The 13,071-nt window shown below is 64.3% G+C and carries 11 protein-coding genes and 1 pseudogene; 5 read left to right on the top strand and 7 right to left on the bottom strand.

The window, feature by feature from the left end; translation table 11 throughout:
- Positions 1-31: 31 nt before the first annotated feature.
- The 3 genes from ACUXVA_RS08685 to ACUXVA_RS08675 are packed head-to-tail and all read left to right on the top strand — an operon-like array spanning position 32 to position 3,234.
- Entirely contained in the window at positions 32-517 is a 486-nt protein-coding gene (locus tag ACUXVA_RS08685) for a MarR family winged helix-turn-helix transcriptional regulator (RefSeq protein WP_445491661.1), read from the top strand.
- Complete coding sequence (locus tag ACUXVA_RS08680; RefSeq protein ID WP_265080676.1) at positions 510-1,664, top strand: HlyD family secretion protein; 1,155 nt, start codon at positions 510-512, stop codon at positions 1,662-1,664. Before ACUXVA_RS08685 ends, ACUXVA_RS08680 begins: the two co-directional genes overlap by 8 nt.
- A gap of 43 nt (positions 1,665-1,707) precedes the next feature.
- Entirely contained in the window at positions 1,708-3,234 is a 1,527-nt protein-coding gene (locus ACUXVA_RS08675) for an MDR family MFS transporter (RefSeq protein ID WP_265080677.1), read from the top strand.
- A gap of 15 nt (positions 3,235-3,249) precedes the next feature.
- Here ACUXVA_RS08675 and ACUXVA_RS08670 read toward each other — a convergent pair whose 3' ends face one another.
- The 4 genes from ACUXVA_RS08670 to ACUXVA_RS08655 all read right to left on the bottom strand — a co-directional run bounded on the left by ACUXVA_RS08670 (position 3,250) and on the right by ACUXVA_RS08655 (position 8,261).
- The gene (locus ACUXVA_RS08670; protein WP_265080678.1) at positions 3,250-5,385 is read right to left on the bottom strand and encodes an acetate--CoA ligase family protein; all 2,136 of its coding nucleotides are present in this window, start codon (positions 5,383-5,385) and stop codon (positions 3,250-3,252) included.
- Positions 5,386-5,428: 43 nt separating this feature from the next.
- Positions 5,429-6,190, bottom strand: coding sequence for a hypothetical protein (locus ACUXVA_RS08665; protein WP_265080679.1), 762 nt, complete (start codon positions 6,188-6,190; stop codon positions 5,429-5,431).
- 18 nt (positions 6,191-6,208) lie between these two features.
- On the bottom strand, positions 6,209-6,997 hold the full coding sequence (locus ACUXVA_RS08660; protein WP_265083867.1) for an enoyl-CoA hydratase: 789 nt from the start codon (positions 6,995-6,997) through the stop codon (positions 6,209-6,211).
- 94 nt (positions 6,998-7,091) lie between these two features.
- The gene (locus ACUXVA_RS08655; RefSeq protein ID WP_445491658.1) at positions 7,092-8,261 is read right to left on the bottom strand and encodes an ABC transporter substrate-binding protein; all 1,170 of its coding nucleotides are present in this window, start codon (positions 8,259-8,261) and stop codon (positions 7,092-7,094) included.
- A 283-nt stretch (positions 8,262-8,544) separates the two neighbouring features.
- Here ACUXVA_RS08655 and ACUXVA_RS08650 point away from each other — a divergent pair, with 283 nt between their 5' ends.
- Positions 8,545-9,315: a thermonuclease family protein gene (locus ACUXVA_RS08650; RefSeq protein ID WP_413776410.1), complete on the top strand. Its 771-nt coding sequence runs from the start codon at positions 8,545-8,547 to the stop codon at positions 9,313-9,315.
- A 48-nt stretch (positions 9,316-9,363) separates the two neighbouring features.
- The gene (locus tag ACUXVA_RS08645) at positions 9,364-10,824 is read left to right on the top strand and encodes a M48 family metalloprotease (protein ID WP_265080681.1); all 1,461 of its coding nucleotides are present in this window, start codon (positions 9,364-9,366) and stop codon (positions 10,822-10,824) included.
- Positions 10,825-11,030: 206 nt separating this feature from the next.
- Here the strand turns inward: ACUXVA_RS08645 and ACUXVA_RS08640 are convergent.
- The 3 genes and pseudogenes from ACUXVA_RS08640 to ACUXVA_RS08630 form a co-directional block, all read right to left on the bottom strand.
- Positions 11,031-11,817: pseudogene (locus tag ACUXVA_RS08640) on the bottom strand (CarD family transcriptional regulator).
- 427 nt (positions 11,818-12,244) lie between these two features.
- A complete protein-coding gene (gene fdxA / locus ACUXVA_RS08635) occupies positions 12,245-12,583 on the bottom strand; it encodes a ferredoxin FdxA (protein WP_265080683.1) in 339 nt (112 codons plus the stop codon).
- A gap of 141 nt (positions 12,584-12,724) precedes the next feature.
- Positions 12,725-12,994 (bottom strand): RNA-binding S4 domain-containing protein, encoded by a 270-nt coding sequence (locus tag ACUXVA_RS08630; RefSeq protein ID WP_265080684.1) that lies wholly within the window; start codon positions 12,992-12,994, stop codon positions 12,725-12,727.
- Positions 12,995-13,071 lie beyond the last annotated feature (77 nt).

Below are 13,071 nucleotides of genomic sequence, written 5' to 3'. Positions count from 1 at the left end.
GCTTATTATGTCACATTCATACGGAGTAACCATGCCCGGATCCAATGTCGACTTCCTGTTTGCGCTGTTCGAAACCCAGCGCCTGCTGCGGCTATATGCCGAGAAGCAGGCGCGGCGGTTCGGCCTGACCAAGGCGCAATGGAGCGTTCTGGCCAAGCTGGAACGTACTGAAGGCCTGAAGCAGACCGAAATCGCCGACCTGCTGGAAATCCAGCCGATCACGCTGACCCGGTTGATCGACAAGCTGTGCGACCTCGGCCTGATCGAACGCCGCAGCGACGACAGCGATCGTCGGGTCAACCGCCTGTATCTCACCGAAGCCGCCCGGCCGCTGATGCGGAAGCTCGGCCGGCTGCGCAACGAACTGACGGACACGGCTCTGGCCGGCCTCAGCGCCGGGGATACCCGTCTGCTGGTCGCCCAACTCGAAATCGTCAAGGACAACGTCCGCGAGGCGATCCAGCACCCCGCTCCCGCGCCGACGCCCAACCTGCTCAAGGAATCGACCTATGGCTGAACCCGCACTGAAACTCGCGCCCGAAACGGGGGCTCCGGACAAGGCTGTCGGGGATTCGGCGACCACGGCGCCGGCCCGTCCCGGTTTCCTGCGACGCTACCGGCGAACCTTGCTGCTGGTCGCGTTGCCGATCGTCGCGCTGGTCGGCGGCATCGCCTTCTATCTGAGCGGCGGCCGCTACGTGACCACCGACGACGCCTATGTCGGCGCCCAGAAGGTGCTGATCACGCCGGACATCTCCGGCAAGGTCGAGAAGGTGGTGGTGCGCGAGGGCCAGCACGTCAACGCGGGCGACGTTCTGTTCGAGATCGACCCAGTGCCGTTCCGTTTTGCCGTGCAGCAGGCTCAGGCGACGCTGGATCAGCAGCAGACCACCTATGACAACCTGGTCAGCAACTTGAAGATCTACGGCCAGATGCAGGACCTGATGCAGCAGGGCGCCGACCTGAAGCAGCGCGACGTCGAACGCAAGGCGACGCTGGCGAAAAGCAATTTCGGCTCGCAACTCGATCTCGACAATGCCGGCTCCGCGCTGGTGACTGCCCGCGCGCAGCTCGAATTGCTGAAGCAGCAACTGTCCACCGCGAAGAACCAGTTGCTCGGCAATCCCGACCTGCCGCTTGCGCAATTCCCGCCCTACGCCCAGGCCAAGGCAGCGCTGGAACAGGCGCAACGCAACCTCGACCACACGGTGCTGCGCGCGCCGATGAGCGGTACTGCCACCCAGGTCGACAACATCCAGCTCGGCCGATTTGTGGCCGCGGGCACGCCGATCCTCAGCGTCATCGACGATTCCAAACCGTGGGTCGACGCCAACCTGAAGGAATCCGACTTCACCTATATTGCGGTCGGCCAGAAGGTCGATATCGACGTCGACGCGTTCCCCAACCACGTCTTCAAGGGCACCGTCGGCTCGCTGAGCCCGGGCACCGGCGCGCAGTTCGCGATCCTGCCGCCGCAGAACGCCACCGGCAACTTCGTCAAGGTGGTGCAGCGCGTGCCGGTGCGGATCTATCTCGACAATGCCGATCCCGCAGTGAAGAAACTCAAGGCCGGCATGAGCTCGTATACGTCGATCGACACCAATCATCACCGCTCGCTGGCGGCGCTGTTCGGCATGTCGCCGGCCGTCGCGAAGCAGGACTGATCCGGTGGCGTCGGCAACCGCCCCTTCGTCTGCACAACCCGGCATGCGCCGGACCATGGTGACGATCTGCGCCATGACCGCGACGATCATGCAGGCGCTCGACACCACCATCGCCAACGTGGCGCTGCCCTATATGCAGGGCTCGCTGTCGGCCTCGCAGGACCAGGTCAACTGGGTGCTGACGTCCTACATCGTCGCCGCCGCGATCATGACCGCACCGGTCGGCTGGGTTGCCAACCGGTTCGGCCGCAAGAAGATCTTCATCATCTGCTCCGCCGGCTTCACCATCGCCTCGGTGATGTGCGGCCTCGCCCAGGATATCGGCCAGATGGTGCTGTTCCGTCTGCTGCAGGGCGTGTTCGGAGCAGCTTTGGTGCCGTTGTCGCAAGCCGTCATGCTCGATAGCTACGCGCTGCACGAGCGCGCCAAGGCGATGTCGATCTGGGGCATGGGCGTGATGCTCGGCCCGATCATGGGTCCGTCGCTCGGCGCATGGCTGACCGAAACCTATTCCTGGCACTGGGTGTTCTTCGTCAACATCCCGTTCGGCATTGTCACAGTGGCTGGACTGATGGTGTTCATGGACGAGACCAAGACCAATGCCGAACTGAAGTTCGACTGGTTCGGATTCGGCGCATTGGCGCTCGGTATCGGCTCGATGCAGCTGGCGCTTGACCGCGGCGAGCAGCTGGGCTGGCTCGAATCCAACGAGATTATCATCGAGACCATCATCGCCATCGTCGGCTTCTATTACTTCTTCGCGCATTCGCTGACGTCGAACCGCCCCTTCATCCAGTTTGCGATCTTCAAGGACAAGAATTTCGTCGGTGGCTGCGTGTTCATGGCTGTGATGGGCCTGGTGCTGTATTCGACCATGGCGCTGTCGTCGCCGTTCCTGCAGAACGTGATCGGCTATCCGATTCTCACCGCCGGCCTGCTGCTGGCAACGCGTGGCTCCGGCACCTTCGTCGCCATGATGCTGGTCGGCCGTTTCATGAAATATATCGAGGCGCGGACACTGATCATGGCCGGCATGGCGCTGATCTCGCTGGGCCTGTTCTTCACCGCGCGCTGGACCGACCAGACCGGCGTGACCGAGATCGTCATCGTCAGCATTGCGCAGGGCTTCGGCCTCGGCCTGGTGTTTGTGCCGCTCTCCACCGTCGCCTTCCTGACGCTGCCCAACCACCTGCGCACCGACGGCACATCGATGCTGACCTTGTTGCGCAATGTCGCCAGTTCGATCGGTATCTCACTGGTCATCGCGCAGCTCACCTCGGGCACACGGATGGCCCATGCGGTGCTGGTCGAACACGTCACGCCGTTCAACAACGCGTTGCAGATGCCCGGCGTCCGCGAGATGCTCGATCTCACTACCGACGCCGGGCGCGCCGCGGCCGACGCCATCGTCACGCTGCAGGCGACGATCATCGCCTTCGGGCTGGATTATCAGACGGTGATGGTGGTGACACTGCTGGCGATTCCGCTGGCGCTGATGATCGGCTCATCGAAGGCGGCGTTGCGCGCGCAGTCGAAGGCGCCAAGCGATCATGCCGCGGTGATGGACTAGGCTGCCGCGTCAAGCTTACGGTCGCGGCTTCGGTACCACCAGCGCATCGACGATGGTGACGCCGTCGCCCAGGGCATGCACAAGCACCGGGTTGATCTCGATCTCGGCAATCTCATCCTTCGCGTCCGCGGCGATCTGCGACAGCTGGGCGATCAGCGCAGCCAGCGCCGGCACGTCGGCCTTCGGCGCGCCGCGAAACCCGTCGAGCAGAGCTGCGGCCTTCAACTCGCGAAGCATCGACATGGCTTCGGCCGGACCGACCGGCGCCGGGCGATACACCACATCCCTGAACAGTTCCGCGGTGACGCCGCCGAGCCCGACCATCACCAGCGGCCCGAAAGTGGCGTCCGTCAGGGTGCCGACAATGATCTCGACGCCCTTGTCGGCCATCGGACCGAGCAGCACGCCCTGGATCGCGGCATCCGGCCGGAGCCGCTGCGCATTGGCCAGCAGCGCATCATAGGCAGCGAAAGCGGCGTCTTCCGTGGCGATGTCGATACGCACGCCGCCGATCTCGCTCTTGTGCGGAATGTCGCGCGATTGCACCTTCAGCACCAGCGGGAAGCCGAGCCTGGCGATCTCGCTTTGGAGCGTGCGCCTTTCCTGCACCAGGATCTCGCCCGGCAACTCAACACCGGCAGCGCGTAACAGAGCCTTGCTGTCGTACTCGGATAGCGTCGCCGCCGTCAGATACGCGGACAGGTCGGGCAGCCGGGCCGACTGCTGCTCCACCGGCGCGACCGGCCTGAAACGGGCGCGCGCCGCCATCTGGCGCAGCGCCACCACGAGATGCGTCAGGCCGGACAGCACCACCACCCCGGAGGCTGCGAGACCCGTGCGGGCGAAACCCGACGGCAGCGTGTAGGACCAGAACACGATCGTCTTGCGTTTGGCGTCGATGACCGGCTGAAGCTCCGGCTGCTTGAACGGCATGCGGGTCTCGCTCGACAGCGAGATCACCACCAGGATGGCATCGACCTCGTCGGATTCGTCGAGCAGTTCGATGGTCTTCTGCAGGCCGCCGCTGTGCACCGCCTGTGCGGTGATATCGATCGGGTTGCGCGGCGAACCATAGGAGGGGATCAGGCCGCGAATGGCCGTCTGCAACTGCGCGGACAATTCCGGCACCTGCAGCCCCTGCCCCGCCAGCGCGTCGGCGCCCCATATGCCGGCGCCGCCGGACACCGTGACCACGGCGACGCGGTCGCCCTTCGGCAGCGGTGTCGATATCAGCAGAGCGGCGATGGTGACGGCCTCGTCGAGATCGTTGGAGACGATGAAGCCGTATTTGGCGAACACCGCGTCATAGGCCGCGGACCAGCCGGCCATGCTGGCGGTGTGCGAGGCGGCGGCGCGCTCGCCGGCGCCGGAACGGCCGACTTTCGTCACGATCACCGGCTTGCCGGTTTCGGCCGCGCGTCGAGCGGCGGCGAGAAAGCTGTCGGTGTCGCGGATGCCTTCGATGAACAGCAGGATCACATCGGTCAGCGGATCCTGCACCATGTAGTCGAGGAATTCGCCGGCGCCGAGATCGGACTCGTTGCCGGTCGAGATGACATAGCTCAGCGCAATGCCCAGCGCTCTCGCGCGGTGATAGATGGCAAAGCCGATGCCGCCGGATTGCGCGACGATGCCGATGCGCTTCCGGGTGGCGATCAACCGCGGCTGATCCGGCCTGACGTCCACCGTCGGGCTGAAGGTCGCCGCGACCTGCCCGATCTCGTTGAAGAAACCTTCGGCATTGGGGCCGGAGATCCGCATGCCGGTGCGCTTCGCCAGACCGGCGATGGCGTCCTGCATCGCAATGGCATCGCCGCCCTCCTCGGCGAAACCCGACGAGATGATCACCGCATTCTTGACACCAAGGCCGGCGCATTCGTGCAGCGCGTCGAGCACGGCACGCGCGGGGATGATGACGATGGCCAGATCGATCGGCTGGCCGATGGCGGTGACCGAAGGATAGCACTTGAGCCCGTCGATGTCGGCATAGTTCGGATTGACCGGATAGATCCGGCCGGGAAACTGGTTCTTGCGCAGGAACGCCAACAGCAGGCCGGGAATCTTCATCGCATCGCGCGACGCGCCGATGATGGCGATGCTGGACGGCGAAAAGAACGTGTCGAGCGGATGGTGGCGCGCGCTGGCCGTCATTTGCGGTCCTGTTGTTGTCTTCTAAAGCGGCCGGCGAATGCGATCAGGCCACGAGGTGGAATGTCACCCCGGTCAACAGGAACGCATCGCCGGCGCAAGGACAACCGCGGGCCCGCGCGGCGGCGCGCACCGCCTCGACATCGCTGACCCCGAAAGTCAGCCCGGTGATCGCCTCGACGGCGCCATGGACGAAGTTGAAGCGGCAGTTGACCAGTTCCAGCCGCGGCTCGCCGGTGTCGGCGCCGCTGACGGGAACGCCGATGATGCGGCCCCAATGCGCCGCCAGATCGTCCGGCTGCGGCGACTGGATCTCCACCGCGACCAGCGCCTTGGTCGTCTCGGTGCGGATCGATCGCTGCCAGAACGGTCCCGCCGGCGGATAGGCGCCGCGGATATCGTCGCTGCCGTCGGTGTGATTGAACTCGATGAAGGCCGCCCGGCAATCGCGCGGATGCAGTTGCACCCCGTGATAGGGCGGATGGTCGATGACGTTGGCGATCCGCACGCCCATGGCTTCAGCGTTGCGACCGCGCTCGTCGGGATCGTCGCAACTGAAGATCGCCATGTAGCCGCCGTGGCCGCCGGATTTCTCCAGGAAACGTCCGGCCGCGGTGCCCGGCTCGATCGGCGCAATCACCTCCAGCAGCATGGTGTCCACCGGCAGCAGCGCGTTTTCCAGACCGTAGGTGGCGACATGGGGGTCGCGATAGCAGACGTCGAGTCCCATGATGGCGGCGATGTCGCCGACCACAGGCTCCAGGTTCGGCGCCACAAGACAGATCTGACGCAGTCGCATCTGGCTCATGTGCCTGCCCCCGGCATATCAATGCCCATGAAAAACGGGTTTGCGTTTCTCGACGAAGGCCGCAGCGGCCTCCTTGTGGTCCGCGGTGTCGCTGGCACGCGAGTGGTGCATGGCTTCGGCATCGAAGCAGGCTTCCAGCGAGAGGTGCTCGGCGTTGTTGATGTTGCGCTTGATGTAGCCGAGCGTGACCGTCGGCCCCTGGGCGAAGGACATCGCCAGGTCGTGGGCTGCGGTTCCGACCTCGGCATCGTCGACTACCCGGGTGACCATGCCGAGCGCCAGCGCTTCCTGCGCGGTAAGCACGGGCGACATCAGATAGAGCTCCCGCGCCTTGGCGCTTCCCAGCAGGTGGGTGAGGAAATAGGTGCCGCCGTAATCGCCGGACAGCCCGACCTTGGCGAAGGCCGTGGTGATCTTGCACGATGCGCTGGCGACGCGGATGTCGCATGCGAGCGCGATGGACAGCCCTGCGCCCGCGGCAGCGCCGTCGACCTGCGCCACCACCGGCTTCGGCATCTCATGCAGGATGCGCGAAACTTCCATGCCGCGCCGCAGGTTGGCCATCTTGGCCTCGAACGGCAATGGCGCGCGGCCGGCGGCCATCGATTTGACATCGCCGCCGACGCAGAACGTGCCGCCGGCGCCCTTCAGCAGCACGGCGCGCACTTCGTGGTCCTCCGCCGCCCGCCGCGCCGCCGCCACTAGCCCCTGCGTCATCTCGACATTCAGCGCATTGCGCCGGTCAGGCCGGTTCATGGTGATGGTCAGCAGTCCGTTGTCGAGCGCCTGGAGAACCATGTCGTTCATCGCAGTGTCCTTCTTTTTGTTCTTGTTGTTATTCTTGTCCTCGGCGCCATCGGTCATTGCGCGCACGCCGCAATGACCGATGGTCGTCGTTGCCTTACTTCTTCACCAGCGGACAGCGCGAAGCTTCCAGCGGCTGGAACGCCTGATCGCCCGGCACGGTGGCGAGCAGCTTGTAGTCGTCCCAGCGCCCCTTCGACTCCGACGGCTTCTTCACTTCGAACAGATACATGTCGTGGACCATGCGACCGTCTTCGCGGATCCTGCCATTCTTGGCGAACATGTCGTTGATCGGCGTGTCCTTCATGAGCTTCATCACGGGCGCGGCGTCGGTGGTGCCGGCGGCCTTCACGGCCTTCAGATAATGCAACACCGAGGAATAGACGCCGGCCTGCGCGGAGGTCGGCACCCGCTTGGTGCGCTCCTGGAAACGCTTGGTGAAGGCGCGGGTCTCGTCGTTGAGATCCCAGTAGAAGGCTTCGGCAAGGATAAGACCCTGCGCAGTCTCCAGGCCGACGCTGTCGATGTCGGAAATGAAGGCCAGAAGCGGCGACAATTTCTGCCCACCGCTCTTGGTCAGGCCAAATTCGGCGGCCTGCTTGATGGCGTTGATGGTGTCGCCGCCGGCATTGGCGAGGCCGATCACCTTGGCCTTGGAGCTCTGCGCCTGCAGCAGGAACGAGGAGAAGTCCGAGGTATTGAGCGGATGCTTGACGGCGCCGAGCACCTTGCCGCCGGACTTCAGCACCACCGCGGTGGTGTCCTTCTCGAGATCCGCGCCGAACGCGTAATCGGCGGTCAGGAAAAACCGGCTGTCGAGCCCGGTCTTCACAGTGGCGAGCCCGGTGACGTTGGCCTGGCCAAAGGTGTCGAACACATAGTGCACGGTGTAGGGGCCGCAGGCCTCGTTGCTCAGGCGGATCGAGCCGGGGCCGTTGAAGATGATGATCTTGTTGCGGGCTTTGGCGATTTCCCCGGCGGCCAGAGCGGTAGCGGATGCGGCCACGTCGACGATGGCTTCGACGCCCTGATTGTCGAGCATGTCGCGGGCAATGTTGGCGGACAGGTCGGCTTTGTTGAGATGGTCTGCCGCGACGATCTCGATCTTGCGGCCGAGCACTTCGCCGCCGAAATCTTCCGCCGCCATCTTGGCTGCAGTCTCCGAGCCCGTCCCGGTGATATCGGCATACAGGCCGGACATATCGAGGATGGCACCGAGCTTCAGCGGCTTGGTCTGCGCCATCGCCGAGGTAACCGTCATTGCCATGACCGACGCCAGCAAACCTGAAACAATTCTCTTCACGAAGGCCTCCCTTGAGCACCGTCGCATGTTGCGCGGCACAGATTTTGTTGCGGCGATCATGACGCAAGCCAGTTCCAGCGGCAAGCCACGGCGATCACAGGAGTCGGAGCAAAAAGGCGCGCACCTTCCGTCAAGCGGAATGCGGGAGAACAAATCGCGCAGACTGTCGTACCGGCGGTTAGCTTTCGCGGCCCACGCAATTTCCGATAGAAGTCATCGGTAGCGCCCGTTACTTCCGGATGCGGCAATGACGACGACGGTCACGCGATACGGACTGGTACTACTGATCGCAACGACGACCATGGCGACGGCGCCCGCCGCCGCTATGATCGGCTGCAGTTTTGAACCGCAAGGCGCGGGCCGCGTCAGCGCCGTTATCGACAGCCGCACCTTCCGGCTCGACGACGGTCGCGAGGTGCGGCTGGCCGGAATAGAATTCCCGACCGCGTCATTGGGCAAGGATGCGCTGGCCGCGCTGATCGCCGGTCGCGAGGTGACGCTGCACGGTGACAGCGACATGCCGGACCGTTACGGCCGGCAGCCGGCATTCGCGTTCGTCGATCAGGGCGACCTCGTCCAGCAGGCACTGTTGAGCCAGGGCGTGGCGCTGGCGTCGGCAGAGGTGACCGATCCGCCCTGCGCCGCTCTCCTGAAGGCGGCCGAGGCGGCTGCCCGCAGGGCCAGGCGCGGCATCTGGGGCAGGTCCGCCGTCATAAAAAACGCGGAAAGTCCGGGCGATATTTTGACCAGGATTGGGCAGTTCACGGTGGTCGAAGGACGGGTTCGGTCGGTTCGGCAGGCTGGGACGACCACCTATCTGAATTTTGGCAGACGCTGGACACAGGACTTTGCTGTGACTATTTCAAGGCGCATGATGGCTGCGTTCGAGGGCGCGGGAATATCGCCTAAGTCGCTCGAAACACGACAGATTCGCGTCCGCGGCTGGGTCGAGCTGCGGAATGGGCCGCGGATCGAGGCGCTCCGGGTGGGGCAACTGGAACTGGTCGGGGACGACTAGACCAAAAGGGCAGTCAAGGTTGTGACAGGTGTGGGTCGGCAAACCAGCATGAGCCGCCGCCTTTGGGCTGCGCCTGCTTTGCTGTGCGCGCTGTTTGCCCTCGGCGGCTGCGGCGACGCCAGCCGCTTCGATGTCAGTAGTGCCAGGCCGACAAGTCCCGCCAAGCCGCCGAAGGTGCCGGTGGTGCAGACCCCGGCCGGCGAGAAGGAGCATGAACGCATCCTCGCTTCCTATGGCGGGTCCTATGACGATCCCCGGCTGGAAGCGCTGATCACCAAGACGGTGGACCGGCTGGTGGCGGCCTCCGAACGTCCGGACCTCACCTACAAGGTCACCATCCTGAACTCCGGCGCGGTCAACGCCTTCGCGCTGCCATCCGGCCAGTTGTATGTAACGCGCGGCCTGATCGCGCTGGCATCGGACACATCGGAGCTGTCTTCGGTGCTGTCGCACGAGATGGCCCATGTGCTCGCCAAACACGCCTCGATCCGCGAGGAGCAGGCACGCCAGGCTGCCGTCGTCACCCGCGTGGTCACCGACATGGGCAGCGATCCCGACCTGTCGGCGCTGGCGCTGGCGAAATCCAAGCTGACGATGGCGAGCTTTTCGCGCGCCCAGGAATTCGAGGCCGATGGCATCGGCGTCGGCATTTCCGCCCGCGCGCATTTCGATCCCTACGGCGCCGCGCGCTTTCTGAGTTCGATGGAGCGCAATGCGGCGCTGAAGGCTGCGCGATCGCCGCTCGACCCGCGCGCCCAGGACTTCCTGTCGTCGCATCCCGCCACGCCGGAGCGCGTACAGAACGCCCAGGCAAATGCACGGCAATACTCCTCGCCCGATGGAGGCGAGCGCGACCGCGAGACCTATCTCGCGGCGATCGACAACATCGTCTATGGCGAGGATCCCAGCGAAGGCTTTGTGCGCGGGCGGCGCTTCCTGCATCCCAAGCTCGGCTTCACCTTTCAGGCGCCGGAGTCCTTCACGCTCGACAATACTGCGCAGGCGGTGATCGGCGTGCGCGAGGGCAGCAACCAGGCCATGCGGTTCGACGTGGTGCGGGTGCCGGCGGAGCAGTCGCTCGGCGACTACCTGAATTCCGGCTGGATGGAGAATGTCGACAGGGCCTCGACGGAAGACCTCACCATCAATGGGTTTCCGGCCGCCGCCGCCACCGCACAGGGCGATCAGTGGCAGTTCCGGGTCTATGCGCTGCGGTTCGGCAGCGACGTCTATCGCTTCATTTTCGCCGCCAAGCAGAAGACCAGCGAGAGCGAACGCAACGCCCGCGAGACGGTCAATTCCTTCCGCCGCCTGACGCTGGCAGAAATCCAGGCGGCGCGGCCGCTGCGCATCAAGATCATGACGGTGCAGCCCGGCGACACCGTCGAATCGATGTCGCACCGCATGGCCGGCGTCGACCGCCCCGCCGAGCGCTTTCGCGTGCTCAACGGCCTCGATGCCCAAGCCACCATCAAGGTCCGCGATCGCGTCAAGATCGTCGTGGATTGACGCGCTGACCGACTTCGTCTCGATAACGTCGGAACATGCTCAACCGTCATCCTGAGGTGCGAGCCGACTTCGGCTCCCCTCGAAGGATGGTGCTCCGCGCCGTCGCCCTTCGTGGCTCGCAAGAGCTCGCACCTCAGGGTGACGGCGCTCCATTAAAAAAGCCCGGCGTTTCAGCCGGGCTTTTGATCTCAAACCGTAGAAACCGCTTACGCCGCTTCGTCGGCGGCGGCGACATCGTCGCCATCGGCGTCGGCATCATCAGCGCTGGCTTCGGCACCGGCTTCGGCCTTGGCGCCGCGGCGCGGGCTCTTGGCCAGCCTGGCCTTCGATTTCCTTGACCGCTTCGGTCTCGGTCACGTGCTGGACCACCGCGATCTCACGGGACAGACGATCCAGCGCAGCTTCATACAGCTGACGTTCGCTGTAGGACTGCTCCGGCTGCGAGTCCGAGCGGAACAGATCGCGGACCACCTCGGCAATCGCGACGATGTCGCCGGAATTGATCTTGGCTTCGTATTCCTGGGCGCGACGCGACCACATGGTACGCTTGATGCGTGCGCGGCCCTTCAGGGTCTCCAGCGCGCGCTTCACCAGCGCCGGCTCCGACAGCTTGCGCATACCGACATTGGCGACCTTGGCGGTAGGCACCCGCAGGGTCATCTTGTCCTTCATGAAATTGATGACGAACAGCTCCAGCTTGGCGCCGGCGATTTCCTGCTCTTCGATAGCCAGGATCTGGCCGACGCCATGCGCCGGATAGACCACGAATTCATTGGTCTTGAAGCCCTGGCGCTGGGTCAGCACCTTCTTCGGCTCCTCCACGCGAGGTGCCACGGCGGCCGGCTTGGCAGCAGCCGCAACCGGCTTCGCGACCGCCTTGGTTGCGGCCTTCGGCGCAGCCTTGGCAGCGACCGGCTTCGCAGCGGGGGCCTTGGACTCAACAGACTTTGACTCAACAGACTTGGCGGAGGTTTTCGCAGTCTTGCTTGGCATTGAACTTCTTTTGTTTTTGGAGGACTTTGCAGGAGCAGGCTTGGCAGTGGCAGCCTTTACGGCGGTCCGGGTCGCCTTGGCGGGAGTCCGGGCACGGCCTTTGGTTGCACTGCGGCTGGCCGCAGGGGCTTTCTTTGCAGCCTTAGAGATACTCTTTTTACGCGTTTTCTGTGACACAGCCTGATGCGCGGGTACTGCCACGCCCCTGTTTGATGATTAAACGGGAAACCCGGCAGGGGCCATCGAGCGGCACCAAATGGGTCCAGCTTCTTGAATTGTGCCTATAATAGCACATTTCCCGCAAAAATCAATGATTTATGCCCGCCCGCGGCCGTTCTCGGGCCAGCGACGGGGCATAATCCCAGGGCAGGGTAAACGTCGGCGACGATTCTGCCGGTCAATAATCCGTCAGATGAGCGGATCCAGATCAGTCGCCGGTACCCGGTGCGGGCGAGAAAAACTTGTCGAACTTGCCTTCGACGCCATCGAAATCCTTGGCGTCGGCCGGCGCATCCTTCTTCTGAGTGATGTTCGGCCAGCTCTTGGCATATTCCGTGTTCACTTCGAGCCACTTCTCGAGGCCCGCCTCGGTATCCGGCTTGATCGCATCCGCCGGACATTCCGGTTCGCAGACGCCGCAATCGATGCATTCGTCCGGATGGATCACCAGCATATTCTCGCCCTCGTAGAAGCAATCCACGGGGCAGACTTCCACACAGTCGGTGTACTTGCACTTGATGCAGGCTTCAGTGACGACGTAAGTCATCGAGGACTCCGGAAACGTTCAATTTTGAATGTTTGCGTAGCGCACCCACCCCCAAGCCGCAAGGGATGCGGCGCGGTTCGATCAATGCGTTTTCGCCGGAAGGGAGAATGTTGCCCCGAGGCCCGCCTGGCCAGCACAAAACTACTCTGACCGCTGCTGCAGATCGGCATACAGCGCGCGCCCCAGGGTGGCATCGCCGCGCCGCTCGGCAAAGCCGGCGACCCTGAGCACGCGTACGGTGCGATCCAGCCCCACCGTGACCACATCGCCCAGCTTGACCGGATGGCCCGGCGCTGTCTCCCGGTTGCCGTTGACGCGGACATGGCCGGCTTCGACCAGCGCAGCAGCACTGGTGCGGGCTTTCACCACCCGTGCATGCCACAGCCATTTATCGAGACGCTGGCGCTCCAATCACCACCTGTCGCTGCGCGCGCGCGTTCTTCCCTCGCCCCGCCCGGCGAAGCGAAGCTTCGCTAAGCGGGGCGAGG

The sequence above is a fragment of the Rhodopseudomonas sp. RCAM05734 genome (genome assembly GCF_052658035.1).
The sequence above is the reverse complement of the archived record's forward strand: the minus strand, read 5'-3'. Positions and strand labels throughout refer to the sequence as shown.